The sequence below is a fragment of the Nonomuraea roseola genome (genome assembly GCF_039535395.1).
Taxonomy (GTDB): domain Bacteria; phylum Actinomycetota; class Actinomycetes; order Streptosporangiales; family Streptosporangiaceae; genus Nonomuraea; species Nonomuraea roseola.
Map to the genome: position 1 here is coordinate 199,091 of NZ_BAAAXC010000004.1, position 21,002 is coordinate 220,092.

General features: G+C 70.4%; 17 protein-coding genes. 5 read left to right on the forward strand and 12 right to left on the reverse strand.

The features are described from left to right. Positions 1–46: 46 nt before the first annotated feature. From ABFX55_RS01700 to ABFX55_RS01740, 9 genes are all read right to left on the reverse strand, one after another. The gene (locus ABFX55_RS01700) at positions 47–310 is read right to left on the reverse strand and encodes a hypothetical protein (RefSeq protein WP_346116898.1); all 264 of its coding nucleotides are present in this window, start codon (positions 308–310) and stop codon (positions 47–49) included. A gap of 291 nt (positions 311–601) precedes the next feature. Next, the gene (locus ABFX55_RS01705) at positions 602–2,536 is read right to left on the reverse strand and encodes a glycoside hydrolase family 71 protein (protein ID WP_346116900.1); all 1,935 of its coding nucleotides are present in this window, start codon (positions 2,534–2,536) and stop codon (positions 602–604) included. A gap of 100 nt (positions 2,537–2,636) precedes the next feature. Then, on the reverse strand, positions 2,637–4,079 hold the full coding sequence (locus ABFX55_RS01710; RefSeq protein WP_346116902.1) for an amidohydrolase family protein: 1,443 nt from the start codon (positions 4,077–4,079) through the stop codon (positions 2,637–2,639). Further along, on the reverse strand, positions 4,076–4,858 hold the full coding sequence (locus ABFX55_RS01715; protein WP_346116904.1) for an ABC transporter ATP-binding protein: 783 nt from the start codon (positions 4,856–4,858) through the stop codon (positions 4,076–4,078). The genes ABFX55_RS01710 and ABFX55_RS01715 overlap by 4 nt, the downstream gene beginning before the upstream one ends. Continuing rightward, positions 4,855–5,820: an ABC transporter ATP-binding protein gene (locus ABFX55_RS01720; protein WP_346116906.1), complete on the reverse strand. Its 966-nt coding sequence runs from the start codon at positions 5,818–5,820 to the stop codon at positions 4,855–4,857. Before ABFX55_RS01720 ends, ABFX55_RS01715 begins: the two co-directional genes overlap by 4 nt. Then, positions 5,817–6,614, reverse strand: coding sequence for an ABC transporter permease (locus ABFX55_RS01725; protein WP_183646691.1), 798 nt, complete (start codon positions 6,612–6,614; stop codon positions 5,817–5,819). Before ABFX55_RS01725 ends, ABFX55_RS01720 begins: the two co-directional genes overlap by 4 nt. Then, a complete protein-coding gene (locus ABFX55_RS01730) occupies positions 6,611–7,540 on the reverse strand; it encodes an ABC transporter permease (RefSeq protein ID WP_346116908.1) in 930 nt (309 codons plus the stop codon). Before ABFX55_RS01730 ends, ABFX55_RS01725 begins: the two co-directional genes overlap by 4 nt. Beyond that, positions 7,537–9,153, reverse strand: a complete 1,617-nt coding sequence (locus ABFX55_RS01735) for an ABC transporter substrate-binding protein (RefSeq protein ID WP_346116910.1) — start codon at positions 9,151–9,153, stop codon at positions 7,537–7,539. The genes ABFX55_RS01730 and ABFX55_RS01735 overlap by 4 nt, the downstream gene beginning before the upstream one ends. Beyond that, positions 9,150–10,298 (reverse strand): amidohydrolase, encoded by a 1,149-nt coding sequence (locus tag ABFX55_RS01740; RefSeq protein ID WP_346116912.1) that lies wholly within the window; start codon positions 10,296–10,298, stop codon positions 9,150–9,152. The genes ABFX55_RS01735 and ABFX55_RS01740 overlap by 4 nt, the downstream gene beginning before the upstream one ends. 76 nt (positions 10,299–10,374) lie before the next feature. Here ABFX55_RS01740 and ABFX55_RS01745 point away from each other — a divergent pair, with 76 nt between their 5' ends. The 4 genes from ABFX55_RS01745 to ABFX55_RS01760 all read left to right on the forward strand — a co-directional run bounded on the left by ABFX55_RS01745 (position 10,375) and on the right by ABFX55_RS01760 (position 13,989). Next, on the forward strand, positions 10,375–11,043 hold the full coding sequence (locus ABFX55_RS01745) for a FadR/GntR family transcriptional regulator (RefSeq protein WP_183646680.1): 669 nt from the start codon (positions 10,375–10,377) through the stop codon (positions 11,041–11,043). A gap of 128 nt (positions 11,044–11,171) precedes the next feature. Beyond that, positions 11,172–12,377 carry an ABC transporter substrate-binding protein gene (locus tag ABFX55_RS01750; RefSeq protein WP_346116914.1) on the forward strand — a complete coding sequence of 402 codons (1,206 nt, stop codon included), beginning with the start codon at positions 11,172–11,174 and terminating at the stop codon, positions 12,375–12,377. Continuing rightward, entirely contained in the window at positions 12,374–13,180 is an 807-nt protein-coding gene (locus tag ABFX55_RS01755) for a carbohydrate ABC transporter permease (protein ID WP_346116916.1), read from the forward strand. Before ABFX55_RS01750 ends, ABFX55_RS01755 begins: the two co-directional genes overlap by 4 nt. Further along, a complete protein-coding gene (locus ABFX55_RS01760; protein ID WP_312895513.1) occupies positions 13,177–13,989 on the forward strand; it encodes a carbohydrate ABC transporter permease in 813 nt (270 codons plus the stop codon). The genes ABFX55_RS01755 and ABFX55_RS01760 overlap by 4 nt, the downstream gene beginning before the upstream one ends. Here the strand turns inward: ABFX55_RS01760 and ABFX55_RS01765 are convergent. From ABFX55_RS01765 to ppgK, 3 genes are all read right to left on the reverse strand, one after another. Further along, on the reverse strand, positions 13,952–14,938 hold the full coding sequence (locus ABFX55_RS01765; RefSeq protein WP_346116918.1) for an ADP-ribosylglycohydrolase family protein: 987 nt from the start codon (positions 14,936–14,938) through the stop codon (positions 13,952–13,954). The genes ABFX55_RS01760 and ABFX55_RS01765 overlap by 38 nt on opposite strands. A gap of 18 nt (positions 14,939–14,956) precedes the next feature. After that, entirely contained in the window at positions 14,957–18,820 is a 3,864-nt protein-coding gene (gene hrpA / locus ABFX55_RS01770; RefSeq protein WP_346116920.1) for an ATP-dependent RNA helicase HrpA, read from the reverse strand. Between the two features lie 154 nt (positions 18,821–18,974). Next, the gene (ppgK, locus tag ABFX55_RS01775) at positions 18,975–19,712 is read right to left on the reverse strand and encodes a polyphosphate--glucose phosphotransferase (protein ID WP_346116922.1); all 738 of its coding nucleotides are present in this window, start codon (positions 19,710–19,712) and stop codon (positions 18,975–18,977) included. A 91-nt stretch (positions 19,713–19,803) separates the two neighbouring features. Between ppgK and ABFX55_RS01780 the strand changes: the two genes are divergently transcribed. Next, positions 19,804–20,931: a TIGR03118 family protein gene (locus tag ABFX55_RS01780; protein ID WP_346116924.1), complete on the forward strand. Its 1,128-nt coding sequence runs from the start codon at positions 19,804–19,806 to the stop codon at positions 20,929–20,931. Positions 20,932–21,002: the final 71 nt, after the last annotated feature.

Here is a 21,002-nt window from a genome sequence, read left to right on the forward strand (position 1 = left end):
CGGGTAGCCGCCGCGCGGTACGGGCCGGGCCGCCGTCACCGCCTGGCTAGGGCCTGATGTTGGCGTTCAGGTGGAAGAGGTTGCCGGGGTCGTAGGCCAGGATGCCCCACGGCGCGCTCTCGTCCAGCATCGACTGCAACTGCGTGTACGGCATCGGCGAGACGAACTCGAACAGCGGCTCCCGCTCCGCTCTGAGTCGCGCGAGCAGCGCCTCGTGCCGCTCGGGCGCGTCGAAGCCCGCCAGGATCAGGGCGTGGCCTGGACGGAAGCAGTGCTGCTCGGGCACGAACGGCGCGGGCGGCGCGCTCATGCCGAACCCGATCAGCGACGATCACGGCGGGGTGGCGGTCCACGGCGCCGTTCCAGACCGTGCGCATGACGTGGAAGTCGGAGTCGTGCGAGGTGACCACGCGTCCTGCGCACGCCTCCCGCAACGTCTCGACCTCGCGCCGGATGAGCTGAACCATGACGACCCCCAGCGGCGATCCCACCAGCGTATTTTTCATGACACGTGGGACGGGTCAGTCGCCGGTGAAATCCTGGTCAGGGGGCTCCGGGCTCCTCCGGTGGTGCGGGCCCCCTGGGGGAGCCCGCACCAGGCTCACTTCCTGCCGCTGCTCACCGCGTGGTACTGCAGGTCCTGCACGGTGAAGTCCTTCTTCACCTGCCAGGGCGAGGTGACCGTCACGGCGCCCACCGACGCCTTGTTCGCCCCGTACGCCAGGGGGAAGGTCTTGGCCTGGAGCCCGGCCTGGCCCGCGTAGGTCTTCTCGACCCCGCCGATGCTCGCCTTGACCGTGGCGGCACGGGTGAGGAAGGACAGCACCTCCACCGTGTCGCGCGGGGTGTTGGTGCCCGAGCGCGGGAGCATGAACTTGGTCTGCGTGCCCGACGTCGGCCTGGCGGCGGCGAACTGCGTGCGGTGCGTCAGGTAGAGCGTGTCACGCGTGATCGCCGGCGCCTTGCCGGTCTTCCACCAGGTCAGGTAGTAGGAGGAGATGTCCATGTAGGCGCCGCCGTTGTGCACCGAGGGCGCGAACTGGGTGCCTTCGGAGAAGTCGTTCCAGGTGGTCAGCTGGATCCAGTCGGCGCCGCCCGAGATGGACTTCTCCCACGTGACGCGCAGGTTCTCCGTGTTGTTGGCTTCGTCGTAGATGCCCTGGTTGGGACGCTCGTCCTGGACGGAGACCGGCTGCATCCAGATCTTCTTCAGCTCGTGCGCCTTGGCGATGTTCGAGGCGATGCCGCTCTGCCCCGCAGGGCTGCGGTTGCCCCAGTTGGAGAAGCCGTAGCTGATCGGCGCGAAGGCCGCGGCGTTGGAGGGGAAGTTCAGGAAGACGGGGACGAAGGCGACCGTGATGCCGTGGGTGTCCTTCATGATCTTCATGAAGTTCGTCCACCAGGCGGCCGACTGGCCCTCCGCCTTGAACGGGGAGATCACCAGGCGCCGGTCCGGCAGGCGGTAGACCGACTTGGCCGTGGCGAGCTTGGCCATGGCGGCGGCCAGCGTGGCCGCGTCGGTCTTCAGCGACGTCATGTCGGGCATCAGCACGATCTTGAAGCCGGGGTCGACGGCGTCGGCCGCCTTGATCAGGGTGTTGAGCCTGTCCCAGTGGGCGCTGGTGAGGGAGAGCACGTCCACGGTGAAGCCGTCGAGTCCGGCCTCGACGGCGGTCTCGATCTCCTGCTTCATGTCGGCCAGCTGCCAGTCGCCGGACAGGACGCCGCGCGGGATCGGCCGGTCGCGCAGCAGGCCGCCGTAGGCGATGTGCTTGTTGCTCTCGCCCGTCGGGGTCAGGTAGTGCTTGGTGTAGTAGTCGTCGGCGCCCGCCCTGTTGTTCAGCGAGATCGGGTACGGCGTGAAGTAGTGGGCGAAGACCTTGCGCTCGGAGGCCCGCAGGGTGGCGGTCGAGGGCATGGCGAAGGGCAGCGGGCCGCCGGGCGCGGGGGTGGCCGCCTCGGTGTCGTAGCCGATCGTCAGCTTGGGGCCCTGGCCCGAGGTGGCGCGCGAGGAGTGCAGCACGCCGTGGGCGCCCGATGGGGAGGTGAGGGCGAAGTCGTAGGTGCCGCTGCCGGTGAAGGCCGACGACACGTCGAGCTTGACCGTGCCGCCCGCGGTCAGGCCCTTGTGGGTGGTGATCACCTCGCCCAGAGCGGGGCGGTTGTCGAACGTGAGCGTGTCGGCGGTCCACTCGCCCTTGACCGGGCGCACCTCCAGCGTGGTGTCGGTGGTCCTGACCGACTGCACGTCGAGGGTCATCGTGACGTTGACGGCGTTGGCCGGCACGTCCTTGACGTCGAAGCGGACGAAGGCGCCGCGCTCGGAGGCGGCGGCCCCGTCGCACGGCGTGGTGCAGACCGACAGCCAGGTGACGGTGTGGTGCGTCTTTCCCGGACCTGCCTGGCTGACGTAGCTGTCCTCGGCGGAGGCGAAGGAGACGGTCTTCTCCGCCTCCGCGACAGCGGGGGTGACCGCCGCGGCGGTGCTTCCCAGGATGATCAATAACAGGGTGATCGCGCGTAGGCGCATACTCATCGTGCCCTTCATGTAGCGATATGTCATGACATACCGCGTGACAACGGGCAAGATCATAGGCTTACGGACCACCTGGCCACAGGGTTTCGGACCGAAACCCTCACGCCGGCCGAAATGAGGGAGGGAACAGCTCCTCCACCGGCCTGCGCAGGTGGTCGCGCGCCGAGTAGGCGGCCTTCATCCGGGTGAAGTACGCCTGGGCCCGCGCCCTGAAGGCCGTCTCGTCCACGCCGGGGATCACCCTGTCGCGCATCACGACCCTGCCGTCGATCACCACGGTCGTCACGTCGGCGCCCGAGCAGTTCATCAGCAGGGTTCTGATCGGGTCGTCGACGGGACCGGTGCGCGGGCCCGCCAGGTCCACCACGACCAGGTCCGCCTTCGCTCCCGGCGCCAGCCTGCCCAGGTCGTCGCGGCCGAGCGCCCGCGCGCCCGACAGCGTGGCGGCACGGTAGTAGTCGGCGGCCGAGCCGGCCTCCAGCCGCCCGGTGACGAGCTTGGCCAGGTTGTTGCCGTAGTCCATGTTGCGGATCATGTCGGGCGGGAAGGAGTCGGTGCCCAGCGCCACGTTCACCCCTGCCGCCCGGTAGCGGTCGAAGTCCTGGAGCGCGTCGCCGTACCTGACGGTGGTCAGCGGGCAGTGCACGATGCCGGCCAGCGCGGCGAGCCGGTCGGGTGAGCCCTCGAAAGGCGTGTCGGGCGAGCCGAGGTAGAGGGCGTGCGGTATGAGCAGCCTGGGGCCGAGCAGTCCCACCGACTCCAGCACGTCGAGCGGGTGCCTGCCGTACCACTCCCGCAGCAGCCGCAGCTCCGACAGCCCCTGCATGCAGTGCAGGCGCACCAGGCAGTCGAGCTCCTCGGCGGCGCGCGCGGTGGCGCGCATCAGGTCGAGGGTGACGGTCTCGATCCTGCAAGGCAGCAGCGCGCCGCGCAGCCTGCCGTCGTAGGCGCCGTCGAAGTCGCGGACGAACCTGACCGCCTCGGCCAGCCCCTTCTCCCCGAGCTCGGGCTCCCAGTGCACGTCGCGAGCGCCGTCCCTGACCACCGGGACGCCTGAGCGGTAGCTGGGGCCGAGGTACATGCGCAGGCCGAGCCGTCCCGCGATCTCGGCGACGCCGGCGAACTCCTCGTACGACTCCGCCCACGCGCTGTGTGTCTCGGCCGCGATCGGCATCGCGGTGGTGATGCCGTTGCGGATCAGCTGGGTGAGCGCGTACTCCCGCATGAACAGCGTCTCCTCCAGCGGGAAGACGGCGGCCCTGCGCCCGGCGGCGTACTCGGCCGACCAGTTCAGCCCGTCGGAGGAGGCGTGCCAGGTGTCGATGAGAGCGTGGTCGATGTCGGACAGCGCGTCGAGGTCGATGAAGCCGGGCCCGACGATCGCCTCGCCCGCGTCGATCACCTCGTCGGCGGGCCCGTCGTAGGAGGAACCGACATGGACGATCGAGTCGCCCGCGTAGACGACGCAGCCGTCGCGGTGGACGACGTGGTCGGCGCCGTCGAAGCCGATGACGTACGACGCTCTGACAACAGTGGTGCTCACGTGACTCTCCGAGATGGTTTCCAGCCTGGCCTGGGGACCGCGGCCAGGAGGGCCCTGGTGTAGTCCTCCCGGGGTTCGCGCAGCAGGTCCGCGGTGGGCCCCCGCTCCACGACCGCGCCCCTGTGCATGACGATGGCGCTGTCGCTGATCTGGTTGACGACGGCCAGGTCGTGCGAGATGAAGATGTAGCTCATGCCGCCCGGCGCGCGCAGGTCGGCCAGCAGGTTGAGGATCTGCGCCTGGATCGAGACGTCGAGCGCGGCCACCGCCTCGTCGAGCACCAGCACGCGCGGCTCGACGGCGATCGCGCGGGCGATGGCCACCCGCTGCCGCTGCCCGCCCGACAACTGCTTGGGCAGCATGGCGGCGTGCCGCTCGGCCAGACCGACCGACTCCAGCAGCTCGAGCGTGCGCCTGCGCAGCTCGGCGGGGGTGAGGGAGAAGTGCAGCGACAGGCTGGTGGCGATCACGTCGCCGATCCGCTGCAGCTTGTCCAGCGAGGAGTAGGGGTCCTGGAAGACGATCTGGATCTCCCTGGCACGCCTGCGCCGCTCCTTGGAGGAGACCCTGCCCGCCGCGCGCGGGCGGCCGCAGACGGTGATCGTCCCGCTCGTGGGGGTCTCCAGACCGAGCAGCATCCTGGCGACCGTGGTCTTGCCCGAACCGGACTCGCCCACGATCGCCAGGGACTCGCCCTCCTCGACGGTGAACGACACCTCCTCCACCGCCACGGCCTCGCCGTAGACCTTGCGCAGCCGTTCGGCCTGGATGACGGTCATGACTCCCCCTGGAGGGTCAGCTCGGCCGAGCGGGTGCAGGCGACGGTGCCGTCGAAGACCGGCCGCGCCTCACCGCACGCGGGCAGCGCGTGCGCGCAGCGCGGGGCGAAGGCGCAGCCAGGGTCGGCCTCGAAGGCGGCCACCGGCCTTCCGGGGATGACCGGCAGGCGGTGGACGGTCTCCTCCAGCCGGGGGCGCGACAGGAGCAGACCGCTGGTGTAGGGGTGCAGGGGCGCGGCGGTGAGCGAGCCCGCCTCCCGCGCCTCGACGATCCTGCCCGCGTACATCACCGCGAGCCTGTCGCACGTCGCCGCCGCCAGCTCCAGGTCGTGCGTGATCAGCAGCATCGCCATGCCCCGCTCGCGCCGCAGCTCGTCGAGGATCGCCATGACCTCCGACTGCGTGGTCACGTCGAGGGCGGTCGTCGGCTCGTCGGCCAGGATCAGGTCGGGTTCGAGCGCGAGCACAGAGGCGATCATCACCCGCTGCAGCAGGCCGCCGGACAGCTCGTGCGGGTACTGCCGCAGCCGCCGCGCCCCGTCGCCGATGCCCACCTCCGCCAGCAGCCGTACGGCCCTGGCGGCGGCATCGCGGGCGGGCAGGCCCAGGTTGGCCACCATGGCCTCGGTCAGGAAGTCGCCCACGCTGCGCACCGGATTGATGTGCGCCCTCGGGTCCTGGAAGATCATGCCGATGCGCCTGGCCCTGAGCGCGCGCAGCTCCTTGGCGCCCAGCGAGGTGACCTCGGCGCCGTCGAAGACGATGCTGCCGCTGACCCGCGCGCCCGGAGGCGTGAGCCCCAGCACCGCGCGAGCCGTCATCGACTTGCCCGACCCCGACTCCCCGACCAGGCCCACGGCCTCGCCGGCGCCGATCGTCAGGTCGACCTCCTCGACCAGCGTGCGCCACTCGCTTGCCGAAGGGACGGCGAGCGCGAGCCCGGAGATCGTCAGCAGGCTCATACGGTCCTCCCCAGACGGTCGCCGAGCACGCTCACCGACGCGACGACCAGGGCGATGAGCACCCCTGCCGAGATCGCCTCCAGCGGCTGGCCGCGCATGGCGCTGTCGAACCCGCTCTTCACCATCAGCCCCCAGTCGGCGGCGGGCGGCTGCACGCCGAGCCCGAGGAAGGAGATCGCGGCCACGTCGATCACCGCGAACCCGAGCGCCGACACCGACTGCGCGACGATGATCGGCCGCAGGTTGGGCAGCAGGTGCCGCACGCAGATGGCGAAGGCCGAGCGGCCCTGCACCCACGCGGCGGCGACGTACGGCAGGCTGCGCTCCCGCAGCGCCGCCGAGCGCACCACCCTCGCCACGTACGGCGTGTACGCCACGGCCAGCCCCGCCACCACGCCGGGGATGCCGGGACCGAGCACCGCCACGGTGATCAGGGCGAACACGATGCCGGGCACCGCGAACAGCACGTCGAGCACGCGCGAGATGACGGCGTCCACGCGGCCGCCCGCCCACGCCGCGGTGATCGCCAGCGCGGTGCCCACCACGCTGGAGACGCAGATGACGAGCGCGGGGCCGAGCAGCGTGGTCCGCGCGCCGTACATGAGTCTGGACAGCACGTCGCGGCCGAGCGCGTCGGCCCCGAGCGGATGCGAGGAGGAGCTGCCCGCCAGCGCGCTGAGCAGGTCGGGGAAGTCGGGATCGTAGGGCGCCAGCAGCGGAGCGGCCAGCGTGGTCACCGCCACGACGGCCAGCAGCGCGGCTGCCGCCGTGCCGAGACCGCCCAGGCGGCTCACCGCGACAGGCGCGGATCGAGAGCTGAGTAGCACAGGTCCACCAGAAGGTTGATCAGGACGAACGCGGTCACCAGAACGAGCACCACGGCCTGGACGATGGCGAAGTCGCGCTGGAGGATCGCCCGGACGAACAGCGAGCCGAGGCCGTCGAGGGCGAAGATGTTCTCCACCACGACGGAGCCCGCGATCAGTCCCGCGATGTTGAGCCCGGTGACCGTGACCACCGGGATCGAGGCGTTGCGCAGCACGTGGCGGCGGACGATGTGACGCTCGCCGAAGCCGCGGGCGCGGGCCGTCTCCACGTGCTCCCGGTTCAGCTCCTCCCGCACCGAGGCGCGGGTGATGCGGGCCAGGAACGCGGCGCTGGCCAGGCTCAGCGTGATCGCGGGCAGCGTCAGGTGGTAGAGCCTGTCGAGCAGGCCCTCGCCCGGTCCGAAGACGGGGAACCAGCCGAGCCCCACCGAGAACACGATCGCCAGCAGCACCCCGACCACGAACGGCGGCGTGGCCAGGAACAGCGAGGACAGCACCCCGATCGCGGTGTCCAGCCTGCCGCCGCGCAGCCCGGCCAGCAGGCCCATGGCGATGCCGCCCGCCGAGATCAGCACGGTCGCGTAGCCGACCAGCAGGACGGTGGTGGCCACCCTCGAGCCGATGAGCGCGGCCACCTCCTGCCGATAGACCAGCGAGCTGCCGAAGTCACCGGTCAGCGCGTCGCCCAGCCACGAGAGGTAGCGCAGCAGGAACGGGTCGTCCAGGTGGTACTGCGCCCTGATGGCGGCGACCTGCTCGGGCGTGCCGCTCCTGTTGCCGAGCAGGAAGGCCATCGGGCCGCCAGGCACCAGGTACAGCAGGCCGTACACCAGGAAGGAGGCCACCAGCAGCACCACGGCCAGGCCCGCCAGCCGCTTCAGCAGGAAGCTCACTTCGCGCCCAGCCCCACGGCCCACGGGTAGTACAGGTAGGGGAAGGACGGCACGGCGCCGGTGACGCGGTCGCTCATGTAGAGGATGACAGGCAGGTTGTTCAGCGGCATCCAGGCCACGTCGCGGGTGACCTTGTCCTGGATGCCGGTGACGAGGGCGGCCCTGGCGGCCGGGTCGGCCTCGGCGCGGGCCTTCTTGATGTCGGCGTCGACCGCGGGGTAGCCGTTGAAGTTGGTGCGGCCGCCCGCCTGGAAGACCGTGTAGATGTCGAGCGGGTCGGGCACGTTGCCGTACCAGGTGGAGAAGAAGGCGTCGACGCCCTCGCGCGCCTTCGGGTCGGAGTAGAGGTTGCCGTACTGCTCGACGGGGACGACCTTGATGTCGATCTTCAGGCCGAGCGCCTCGCCTGTGGCCTTGATGAGGTTGGCGGTCTGCTCGTGGGTGGCCGCGCTGCCCTGGATGGCGATCGTGATCGGCTCGGTGGGCGAGCCCGCCTCGGTGAGCAGCTGCTTGGCCTTGGCCAGGTCCTGCGTCTCCTGCGGCAGCGCCTGGTAGGCCTTCTCGAAGGTGGCGCGCTCGTAGCCCCAGTACTCCGCGCCGGCCAGCGTGCGCTGCGGGGCGGCGGTGCCCTGGAAGACGACCTTGGAGATGGCCGCCCTGTCGAGGGCCAGCGAGAGCGCCTGCCGCACCTTCGGGTCGGCGTAGGGGCCGTCCTTGGCGGCGCTGAGCAGGGTCCAGAACGTCAGAGACTTGCCCAGCGTGACCGAGCCCGTCGTGGACTCCCGCAGCTGGGCCAGGCCCGCGGGCGGCAGGTAGAAGTACTGCCCGTCCACCTCGCCCGAGCGCAGCGCGTTGACCGCGGTCGTCTCGTCGGCGATGAAGCGGAAGACGATCTCCTTGGACTTGGCGGTCAGCGCCTTGTCCCAGTAGTCGTCGTTGCGGACGATCGACAGCGAGTCGCCCGACTTCCACGCGCCGAACTCGAAGGGGCCGGTGCACATCAGGCCGCCCGTGGGGGAGCCGAGGTCCTTCTTGGCGGCGTACTCCTTGGACACGATCGCGCCTGCCGCCGTCGCCATCGCCTGGTTGAACAGCACGTCGGCCTGCTTCAGGGTGACCGTGACCTGCATCGGCCCGGTCGCCTCGACCTTCTCGACGGTGGAGAAGTAGTCGCTCCACCAGGTGCCGAGCGCGGGATCGAGGTGCCGCTTCAGGCTGGCGGCGACGTCCTGCGCGGTCAGCGGCTTGCCGTCCCAGAACGTCACGCCCTCGCGGATGGTGTAGACCCACGTCGTGGGCGTCGGGTTGTCGGCCTTCTCGGCGAGGCCCGGCTCGATCGTGAAGTCGGGGGTGAGGCGCAGCAGGCTCTCGCACATGTTGGCCAGCGCGGTGTTCTCCGCGTAGTTGAACGACCTGATCGGGTCGAGCGTCTGCGGCTCATATGGCAGGTTCCAGGTGACCTTGTCCAGACCCTTGGCCGCCGCGGCGGTGGAGGTCTTCAGGTCGAGGGCGACCGGCGCGGCGGAGGCGGGGGCCTGCTGGGTCTGGGGCCCTGCGCCGCAGGCGGCGAGGGCGAGGGCCAGCCCTGCGAGGGGTACGGCACGACGGATCATCGGGGGGACCTTTCGAGAAGGCGTCCTTCGCGGGCGATCACGGCCCCGCCTCGGACGACGAGCAGAGGGGCGGGCCGGTCCACGACGGCCTCGGCGAGCGAGGCGGCGGGCACCAGCACGAAGTCGGCCGGGTCCCCGGCCTTCAGATCGACCCGTTCGAGGCCGAGGAGCTCGGCGCCCCCGTGCGCCGCGACCGCGTAACAGGCGGCCAGTTCCTCGTCGGTCCTGGCGTCGGTGCGGTAGGCGAGCAGGTGCGCCCGCGCGATCATGTCGCCGTCGCCGAACGGCGTCCACGGGTCGCGCACGCCGTCGGAGCCGGCGGCCAGCAGCACGCCGGCCGCGGTGAGCGGGCCGACGGGCAGCACGGGGTCGGCGCCGAGCGCGCAGGTGGTCAGCGCCACGTTCGACTCGGCCAGCAGGTCGTCGAGCTCGCGCGCCTCGGCCAGGCAGAAGGCGTGGCTGATCGTCACGCGCGTGCCCGCGGCGCGGCGGGCGATCTCCCTCACCTGCGCGAGGCCCTGCTCGCCGCCGTCGTGCAGGTGGATGTCGAGCGGTGCGCCGGACCGCTCGGCGAGGCCGAACAGCACGTCGAGGTGGCCGTTCAGGTCGCCGTCGATACCGAGCGGGTCGAGGCCGCCGATGACGTCGGCGCCCTCGCCGAGGGAACGCTCCATCAGCTCGGCGGTTCCGGGGCGGGTGAGCAGGCCGAGCTGTGGGAAGGCGACGATCTGCACGTCGAGCAGGTGTCTGCGGGCCTCGGCGGCCTCCCGCACGCCGTGCACGTTGGCCAGGCCGTACTCGGGGGCCACGTCCACGTGGGCGCGCCAGGCCCGGGTGCCCCTGGCGACGGCGCTGTCCATCAGCGCCCCCGCCCGCTCGGCCACGGAGGCCGTCATGCCTGCCCGCGCCTTCACCTCGCCCTCGATCAGGTCTCGCAGGGTCGAGGCGGGCGTACGGCTGAGCCAGGTGTGGCCCCACGTCGTCTTGTCGGGATGGATGTGCGCGTCGACGGGGGCGGGCAGCGCGAGCGCGCCACCGCCGTCGACGATCACGGTGTTCTCCGGCCTCGTCGAGGGGTCGGCGATGCGGCCGTCGACGACCAGCAGGTCGTGTGGGCGGATATTGGTGAACAGCACGGAGTCCATGGGAGGTGATCCCCTTAATCTGAGGAGAACTCCGGACTAGAATAATCAGACATCAGATGTTTAGAGAAGAGGATGAATGCGGAACGTGGGCCGGATCTCGCTTGTCGACGCCGCGATCGGCGAGCTGCGCCAGGAGATCGTGAGCGGGGCGTGGCCGGTGGGAAGCAAGATCCCGTCAGAGAGCCAGCTGGCCGCTTCGCTGGGCGTGAGCAGGCTGTCGGTGCGCGAGGCCGTACGGGTGCTCGTGCACGCGGGGCTGCTGACGACCAGGCAGGGTGACGGCACCTACGTGACCGCCAGCGACGAGTCGCAGGTGGCGCTGCGGCGTCGGCTCGACAGGGCGGCGGCCATGGACATCATTGACGTGCGGCGCGGACTCGACCTCGTGGCGGCGCGCCTGGCCGCGACCAAGCGCACCCCCGAGGACCTCGAACGGATGAGGGAGGCGCTCGAGCGGAGGGTGTCGGCGGGGCGGTCGGTGGACGTGGACGCCTTCGCCGACGCCGACGTGGACTTCCATCTACTGGTGGCGGAGGCGGCGCACAATCCCGTGCTCGGCGACCTCTACCGCAGCATGAGCGAGGTGCTACGGGACAGCGTGCGCAAGGATCACTGCATGGAGCGGGTGGTGCTCGGCTCGGACACCTCGCACGACGAGCTGCTGGCGGCGATCGAGGCGGGCGACGCGAGCACCGCGGTGTCGGTCGCCCTAGCCATCCTGGACCAGCAGGAGCGCGACCTCTGAGGGCGCCTCGCTTCGGGAGGCCGTCAGGGCGGCCTCCCGACGCGCGGGCCTCGGCCGTGAAAGCGTGGCCGGCTGGATAGAACCCGTGCGCGATGGGCAGTGGCAGGCCCACCCCCCAAGGAGTCGCCATGGCCCGCAGCATCGCCCTTCTGGTGGCCACCGCCCTGTTCGCGACCTCGTGCGGCCAGGACCCAGGATCCGCCGTCACGCTGGACTTCTTCCAGTTCAAGCCCGAGGCCGTCAAGACCTTCGACCGCATCATCGACGAGTTCGAGCGCGAGCACCCCGGCGTCAGGGTGGTCCAGCGCCACGTGCCCAACGCCGAGACCGCCCTCAGGACCCGCCTGGTCAGGCAGGACGTGCCCGACGTGCTGACGCTCAACGGGGCCGGCGTCTTCGGCGAGCTGGCCGCGGCGGGCGTCTTCCGCGACTTCAGCCGCGACAGGGTCGCCCAGGTGGCCAACCCGCCGGTGCAGAAGATCCTCAACGACCTGGGCACCTTCGGGCGCGGAGAGGTGAACGGGCTGCCCTTCGCCTCCAACGCCAACGTCGTGATCTACAACAGGGACCTCTTCGCCAGGCACCGCGTCGAGCCGCCCCGCAGCTGGGCGGAGCTCATCGCGGCCGCCAGGACGTTCAGGGCGGCGGGGGTGACGCCGTTCTACCTCACCCTGAAGGACGCCTGGACCGCGCTGCCCACCTTCAACGCCCTGGCCGCCAACCTCGCGCCCGCCGACTTCTTCGCCAGGCGCAGGGCGGGCCAGGCCACCTTCCTGAGCGCCTACCCGCAGGTGACGGAGAAGCTCAAGGAGCTCTACTCCCACGGCCAGCCCGACCGCCTCACACGCGGCTACGACGAGGGCAACCGCGCCTTCGCCGAGGGCAGGGCCGCGATGTACCTGCAGGGCAGCTGGGCGATCCCGGCCATCAAGGGCCTGGAGCCCGCCTTCGAGCTCGGCACGTTCGCGCTGCCCGCCGTACAGGATCAGCGGCTGGTGTCGGGGGTGGACGTCGCGGTGACGATGGCGCGCGAGCCGCGGCATCCGAAGGAGGCGATGGCGTTCGTGGAGTACCTGATGCGGCCCGAGGTGATGAAGGCCTACGCCGAGGAGCAGGTGGCCATCCCCCCGCTGAGACAGGCAGGCTCGCCGGTCCTTCGAGAGGTACTGCCCTACTTCGAGCGGGGCCGCCTGGCCGGCTTCCCCGACCACCACATCCCGCTGGCCGTCCAGCTGGAGCGGCTGCTGCAGCGCTTCCTCATCGACGGGGACTCGCGCGCCTTCCTCGCCGAGCTCGACAGCGAGTGGGACAAGGTCATGGAGCGCAGGTCATGAGCAGGGCCTTCTACTGGATGGTGCTGCCCGCCTTCGTGCTCTTCTTCGTCTTCCACACCGTGCCGGTGCTGCAGGGCTTCTACTACAGCCTCACCGACTCCCCAGGCTACGGCGAGCACGCCTTCATCGGCCTGCGCAACTACGTCAACCTCTTCAAGGACGACAGGATCCTCGACGCCTACCTGTTCACCTTCCAGTTCGCCGTCGTCGCGACGATCCTCACCAACGTGATCGCCCTGGCGATCGCCGTGGGGCTGAGCGCGCGCATCAGGTTCAGGACCGCGCTGCGCGGCGTCTTCTTCATCCCGAACGTGCTGGCCATCCTGATCGTCGGCTACATCTTCAACTACCTGTTCTCCAACTACGTGCCCGTGCTGCTCGGCGAGCTGGCGTGGATCGGCGTCGTGGTCGTCGCGGTGTGGCAGGCCGTGGCGTTCAACATCATCATCTATCTGGCCGGACTGCAGACCATCCCCGAGGACCTGCACGAGGCCGCGCGAATCGACGGGGCGGGCTCGTGGCGGCGCTTCCGTTCGGTGGTCTTCCCGCTGATCGCGCCGTTCTTCACGGTCAACATGGTGCTGTCGCTGAAGAACTTCCTGCAGGTCTTCGACCACATCGTGGCCCTCACCAACGGCGGCCCCGGCACCGCGACCACCTCGGTGTCGCTGCTCATCTACACCGGCGGATTCCAGGGCGGGGAGTACGCCTACCAGACCGCCAACGCCATCGTGTACTTCGTCGTCATCGTGCTGGTCTCGATCTTCCAGCTCAGGATCCTGCAACGGAGGGAACAGCTGTGACCCGCGTCAACTGGTGGCTCACCGGCCTGCTGGCCGCCTGCTCGCTGACCGTGCTGGTCCCGCTCTACTTCACCGTCGTCACCGCGCTCAAGTCGCCCGACCAGCTGACGGGCTCGGGTCTCGCCTTACCGAGCGAGATCCGCTGGAGCAACTTCGCCACCGCCTGGGAGCTGACCGGCTATCCGCGCGCCGCGCTGACCAGCGCCCTCATCACGGTCTCCGCCGTGCTGCTCACGCTGCTTACCAACTCGCTCGTCGCCTACGCCATCGCCCGCAACATGGAGCGCCGCCTGTTCAAGGGGCTGTACTACTACTTCGTCTCCGCGCTGTTCGTGCCGTTCCCGATCATCATGCTGCCGGTGGTGAAGCAGACCTCGATGCTGGGCCTGGACAACCAGGCGGGGCTCATCCTGCTGTACGTCGTCTACGGCCTGGCGTTCAACATCTTCCTCTACGTCGGCTACATCCGCTCGATCCCCGTGTCGCTGGAGGAGGCGGCGCGCGTGGACGGCGCGGGCACCTGGACGGTGTTCTGGCGGGTGATCTTCCCGCTGCTCGCCCCGATGAACGCCACGGTCGGCATCCTCACCTTCCTGTGGGCGTGGAACGACTTCCTGCTGCCGCTGGTGGTGCTGTCGGAGGCGCAGACGCTGCCGCTGGTGCAGTACGTCTTCCAGTCGCAGTTCAACACCGACTACACCGTCGCGTTCGCCTCCTACCTGATGGCGCTGGCGCCCGTGCTGATCGTCTACGTCTTCGCCCAGCGCTGGGTCATCTCGGGTGTGCTGCGCGGCTCAGTGAAAGGCTGAGCTCCTCGATCGTCTCGCGCCCTTCGAGCGGCCGCAGCCACTCGGCGGGCAGCGCGGCCGTGCCGTGCGCGGCGCCGAGCAGGTTGCCGCAGATCGCGCCCGTGGAGTCGCTGTCGCCCGAGTGGTTGACGGCCAGCAGCAGCGCCCCGGCCGGATCGGGCTCGGCCAGCGCGCAGTGGACGGCGATGGCGAGGGCCTCCTCCGCCACCCACGCCCCGCCCAGCCGTTCGACCGCCTCAGGGGTGCGCCCGTGCGGGGCCCGCGACGCCGCCAGCAGCGCGATGCTGGTCTCGTCGCCGCCCGGCAGCAGGTCAAGAGCGCGCCGTACGGCCTCGGCCAGCGGCGCTCCCTCGACCAGGCAGGCCGTGATCGCCGCGAACGCCCCCGCGGCCAGGTAGCCGGTCGGATGCCCGTGGGTGATCTGCGCGCACTCCGCGGCCAGCCTGAACGCGGCCGCGGGCTCGGCCACCAGCCCGAAGGGCGCCGACCGCATGACCGTGCCGCAACCCTTGGAGCCGGGGTTGACCGGGCCTGGCTCGCCCATCGGGGCAGGGCCGGGGAAGGGCTGGCGCAGCCCCGACAGGCAGGCGTTGCCCGGCGCCCGCCTGGAGTAGAGCCACCCCTGCTCGCGCAGCGACCCCGTACGCCACGGCCGGTCGGGCGGCGGGGGAGCGGAGTGGTCCTGGGTGTCGAGCCAGCGCAGGTAGGCCTGCCGTACCGACTCCACGTCACCGCCTTCGACCAGGCCCTCGACCGTGAACAGCGTCATCTGCGTGTCGTCGGTGACCAGGCCGATCCTGCCCCGCCAGTCGGGCACGTAGCCGGTGACGCCGTCGGGGCCGTGGTGCTTGCGGATCTCCCTGATGGAGTCGAACTCGATCGGCGCGCCGAGGGCGTCGCCGATCGCGCCGCCGAGCAGAGACCCGCGAATGCGCTCCAACTGATCCATGAGGGGACATGGTAGGCGTCAGGGGAGGAGCTTCTCCAGAGCCTTGGCGATGCGCTTCTCCGAGATCGGGGTCGGGGTGCCGAGGGTCTGGGCGAAGAAGCTGACCCGCAGCTCCTCGATCATCCAGCGGATCTCCCGCACGTCGGGGTCGCCGCGGCGGGCGGGAGGGAGCTTGTCGAGCACGTCGAGATAGTCGTCCTCGACCTTGTGCACCTTGTCCATCCACTCCACGTCGCGCCACGGCTCCTCGGGGAGCTTGGCGAGACGCCGGTCGATCGCCCTGATGTAGCGGGAGATGTCGGGCAGGCGGCTCGCCTCGGTGGCGGTGATGAAGCCGGGGAAGATCAGCTTGCCCATCTGGTCCCTGACGTCCTCGGTCGAGGCGTCGGAGCGCAGCGCCCCGAGCTTGAGGTTGACCTCGTGCCAGGCGGCCAGGATCTGCTCGGCCTTCGCCAGGATCTCCCTGGAGGTGTCGTAGAGCTCGGCGCGGACGTGCTGGTAGAGGCGGTCGAAGGAGACAGGGTCCCACGCGGGGCCGCCGACGTCGCGCATCAGCTTGTCGACCGCGGCGTTGACCACGTCCTCGAACAGCGCCACCGCGCCGCCGTGAGGCGAGCGCGACAGGGCCAGCTTCGCCTGGTTGGACAGGCCGCCGAGCAGCGACTTGGCGGGTGAGGTGATGTTGAGCAGCAGCAGCCGCCTGGTGCCGAGCCACATGGACCTGCGCTGCTCGGCCTGCGTCTCGAAGATCTTCACCGAGACCGAGGAGCCCGCGTCGACCAGGGCGGGGTAGCCCTTCATCCGGCCCTGCTCGAACACCTTCGGCAGGGTGGCGACGCTCCACGTGGTGAGGCCGGTGCGCTCCAGGCCGTCGCCCGCCTGCGAGAGCGTCTGGCGCAGCTTGGGAGCCAGACGTCTCTTGAGCGCGTCGAGGTCCTTGTCCTCGGCGACCGTCCGCTTGCGCTCGTCGATCACCCGGTAGGTGACGCGCAGGTGGTCGGGCAGCTGGTCGAGCTGCCACGCCTCGCGCGGCACCCGCACGCCCGTCAGCCGCAGCAGCTCGCGCTCCAGCGCCTCGAGCAGCGGCTCGCCGCCCGCCTTGACGTGCTGGAGCACCTGCTTGGCGTAGTTGGGCGCGGGCACGAAGTTGCGCCTGATGTTCTTGGGCAGCGACCTGATCAGCGCGGTGACCAGCTCCTCGCGCAGGCCGGGGATCTGCCAGTCGAAGCCGTCGGCGTTGACCTGGTTGAGCACCTGCAGCGGGATGTGCACGGTGACGCCGTCGGCCTCGGTGCCCGGCTCGAACTGGTAGGTCAGCTTCATCCGCTGGCCGAGCTGGCGCCAGGTGTCGGGGTAGTCCTGGGTGCTGATGTCGGCGCCCTCGTTGACCAGCATCTCGGGCGAGAACGTCAGCAGCGCCTTGTCCGGCTGCCTCTTCCACCAGGAGTCGAAGTGCGCCGCCGAGACCACGTCGGCCGGCACCCGCTGGTCGTAGAAGTCGAACAGCGCCTCGTCGTCGACCATGATGTCGCGGCGGCGGGCGCGGTTCTCCAGCTCCTCGACCTCGCCGAGCAGCCTGCGGTTCTCCTTCAGGAAGGCGTGGTGGCTGTCCCAGTCGCCCTCGACGAGGGCGTGCCTGATGAACAGCTCGCGCGACAGCTCGGGGTCGATCCTGCCGTAGCCGACCTTGCGGCCGACGACGAGCGGCACGCCGTACAGCGTGACCTTCTCCATGGCGACGACCGCGCCCTGCTTCTTCTCCCAGTGCGGCTCGGAGTAGGTGCGCTTGATCAGGTGCTGGGCCAGCGGCTCCACCCAGTCGGGCTCGATCCTGGCGTTGACCCGCGCCCACAGCCTGCTGGTCTCCACCAGCTCCGCCGACATCACCCACGCGGGCTGCTTCCTGGCCAGAGCCGAGCCGGGGAAGATGGCGAAGCGCGCGTTGCGCGCCCCGATGTACTCCTGGATGGGCCTGCGCCCGTCGACGGCCTTCTTGTCGACGACGTCCTTGACGCCCAGGTGCGACAGCAGCCCGGCCAGCAGCGAGACGTGGATCTGGTACGGCGAGGCGGCCTGGCTGTTCGGCACGGCGCCGAGCGCCTGGCGCAGCTGGCTGTAGATGTCCTGCCACTCGCGCACCCGCAGGTAGTTGAGGAACTCCGAGCGGCACATCCGCCTGAAGGCGCTGGAGGACAGCTCCTTCTGCTTGTCCTTCAGGTAGTTCCACAGATTGAGGTAGGACAGGAAGTCGGACTCGGGGTCGGCGAAGCGGCGGTGCTTCTCGTCGGCCTGCTGCTGCTTGTCGGAGGGGCGCTCGCGAGGATCCTGGATGGACAGCGCGGAGGCGATCACCATCACCTCGCGCACGCAGCCGTTCTTCTCCGCCTCCAGCACCATGCGCGCCAGGCGCGGGTCGACGGGCAGGTTGGCCAGCTTGCGCCCCATGGCGGTGATGCCGCCTGCTGCGTCGAAGGCGCCGAGTTCCTGCAGCAGGTTGACGCCGTCGCGCACCTGCCGCTGGTCCGGCGGCTCCACGAAGGGGAAGGCTGCGATGTCGCCCAGGCCGATCGTGGTCATCTGCAGGATGACGCTGGCCAGGTTCGTGCGCAGGATCTCGGGGTCGGTGAACTCCGGCCTGGCGAGGAAGTCCTCCTCCTCGTACAGGCGGACGCAGATGCCGTCGGAGGTGCGGCCGCAGCGGCCCTTGCGCTGGTTGGCCGAGGCCTGCGAGATCGCCTCGATCGGCAGGCGCTGCACCTTGGTGCGGTGGCTGTAGCGCGAGATGCGCGCGAAGCCGGGATCCACGACGTACTTGATGCCGGGCACGGTCAGCGAGGTCTCGGCCACGTTGGTGGCCAGCACGATCCTGCGGCCGGTGTGCGACTGGAAGACCCTGTGCTGCTCGGCCGCCGACAGCCGCGCGTACAGCGGAAGGACCTCGGTGTTGCGGAACTCGGCCTTGGTCAGCGCGTCGAAGGTGTCGCGGATCTCCCGCTCGCCCGACAGGAACACCAGGATGTCGCCCTGGCCCTCCAGCACGAGTTCCTTGCAGGCGTCGACGATGCCCTGCGTCTGGTCGTCGTCCTCGCTCAGCGGCCGGTAGCGCACCTCCACGGGGTAGGTGCGCCCCGACACCTCGATGATCGGCGCGTCGTCGAAGTGGCGCGAGAAGCGCTCGGGGTCGATGGTGGCGCTGGTGATGACGACCTTGAGGTCGGGACGCCTGGGCAGCAGCTGCTTGACGTAGCCGAGGATGAAGTCGATGTTGAGGCTGCGCTCGTGCGCCTCGTCGATGATCAGCGTGTCGTACTGCTCCAGCAGTCTGTCGTTCTGCAGCTCGGCCAGCAGGATGCCGTCGGTCATCAGCTTGACCAGCGTGGAGTCGTTGGCCTTGTCGGTGAAGCGCACCTTGTAGCCGACGACGTCGCCGAGCGTGGTGTCGAGCTCCTCGGCGATGCGCTCGGCCACCGTGCGCGCGGCGATCCTGCGCGGCTGGGTGTGGCCGATGACGCCGCGCACGCCCCTGCCCAGCTCCAGGCAGATCTTCGGGATCTGGGTGGTCTTGCCCGAGCCGGTCTCGCCCGCGATGATCACGACCTGGTTGTCGCGGATCGCCTCGAGGATGTCGTCCTTGCGCTGCGAGACCGGCAGGTTCTCCGGATACCTCACGACGGGGACCACCTCGCGGCGGCGGGTCACGCGCTGTTCGGCGCGTTCCACGTCGGCGAGGATCTCGGCGGCGATCTTCTGCTGCGCCTCGCGGGAGCGCACTCGGCGCGCGCCGTCGAGCCTGCGCCGAAGCCGCCGCTGGTCGCGCGGCATCAGCTCGGGCAGGCGTGAGTGGAGCTCGGTGAGCGAGGAGGGCAAGGAAGGCGTTCCCATACTGCTATCAGGATATGCATGCGGACCAACGGCCCATCGTGCCGGACTCATTCCCGAACCCGCATCTCAATTTCCGCCCGCGCCGCCGTACGGTCAGCGGCGCCTCACTCCAAGGGCGGCCTTCGGGGCAGGCCGCCCGACGGTACAGGGTCGTTCAGGTGGGCAGCGCCTGCGACCCCTCGCGAGTAGCCAGGGCGGCGCCGATGATGCCCGCCTCGTTCTGCAGCGCGGCGGGGACGACAGGGGTGTCGAGTTTCACGTGCGGCAGGAACTTGTCGGCCTTCTTGCTCACCCCGCCGCCCAGCACGATCAGGGCGGGGGAGAAGAGCATCTCCACGTGCCTCAGGTACTCCTCGACGCGCTCGGCCCACTTCTCCCACGACAGATTGTGATCCTCGCGCGCCCGGTCGGACGCGCGGTGCTCGGCGTCCTTGCCGTGCAGCTCCAGGTGGCCGAGCTCGGTGTTGGGCACCAGAATGCCGTCCACGAACAGGGCGCTGCCGATGCCGGTGCCGAAGGTCAGCATGAGCACGCTGCCCTTGCGGCCCCTGCCCTCGCCGTACCTCATCTCGGCCAGGCCCGCGGCGTCGGCGTCGTTGAGCACCGTCGCCCCGCCGAACAGCTCGGCCGCGTCGACGCCCACCCACGAGTGGTGCACGTTGGCGGCGGTGCGCACGACGTCGTCGACGACCACGCCGGGGAAGGTGACGCCGAAGGGGCCCTTCCACTCGAAGTGCTTGACGATCTGCGCCACCACCTCGGCGACGTCTTCGGGCTTGGCGGGCTGCGGAGTGGGGATGCGCAGCCGCTCGGCCGACAGCCGGCCCTTCTCCAGGTCGACGGGCGCGCCCTTGATGCCGGAACCGCCGATGTCGATGCCGAGAACGTCCATGCCCCCAGACCTGCCCTGGAAAAGTCGGGATGAACCCGACGCCGCCCGGCCGCGTACCTCGCTTCACAAGCGCACATACCAAGGAGGCAGGATGCGGCCACGCATCGTCATACTCTGCGCAGCGGCGCTCATCCTCGGCACCACGGCCCCCGCCGCGGCCGCGCGTCACCAGACCAGGTTCGACGTCGTCAACCTGGTCTCCGACGTCAAAGGCAAGGCGCGCACCACTGACCCCAAGCTGGTCAACCCGTGGGGCCTGGCCATGGGCAAGACCCTGTGGGTCTCGGCCACGGGCACCGGCGTCGCCACCGTCTACTCGGGCGAGGGCAGGAAGGAGGCCACCGAGGTCGTCGTGCCGGGAGGAGCGCCCACCGGCCAGGTCTTCAACCCGACCGAGGGCTTCACCGTCAAGGGCAGGCCCGCCACGTTCGTCTTCGCCAGCCCCAGCGGCGCCATCAGCGGATGGAACGCCGAGGCCGACGCCAAGAACGCCGTCATCGCCGCCTTCACCAGGGGCGCCGACTACAAGGGCCTGGCCATGATGCGGACGCAGGAGGGCGCGTTCCTGCTGGCCGCCGACTTCGCGGGCGGGCGCGTGCACGTCTTCGACGACGACTTCAGGCGGGTACGGCTGGACCGCCGCCAGTTCGCCGACCCCTCCATGCCCTCGGGCTACGCGCCGTTCAACGTCTCGGTGGCCCGCGGTGCGGTCTGGGTGTCGTACGCCCTGCGCGACGCGTCCACGGGCAAGTCGGTGGCCGGCAGGGGGAAGGGGTTCGTCAGCCGTTTCGACGCCTCCGGCCGCTTCACCGGACGGCTCGCCGCCCGCGGGCCGCTCAACGCGCCGTGGGCGGTGACCGTCGCGCCGCGAGGCTTCGGCCAGTACGCGGGGGCGACACTGGTCGGAAACTTCGGCGACGGTCGCATCCACGCCTTCAGGAACGGCCGTCACCTCGGCCCGCTGCGCGACGCGGGCGGGCGGGCGATCGTGCTGCCCGGCCTGTGGGACCTGGAGCCCGGCACCGCGGCCAACGGCGGAGAGAACGCCCTGTGGTTCGCGGCGGGCATCGACGGGGCCCGGCACGGCCTGCTCGGCCTGCTGCGCCCCACCGGCGACCGCGCCCGCCAGCCGGCCCCCTCGACCGCTCCCTCGACGAAGGCGCCCTCCACGGGCGCGCCCGCGCCCGCCGCCAGCCCGAGCTCGGGCTACGGCTACTGAGGAAGCGCCACGGGACCGTCCGGTACGGCAGGCGCGGGCCGTACCGGACACCCAGGACGCTCAGGGACGCG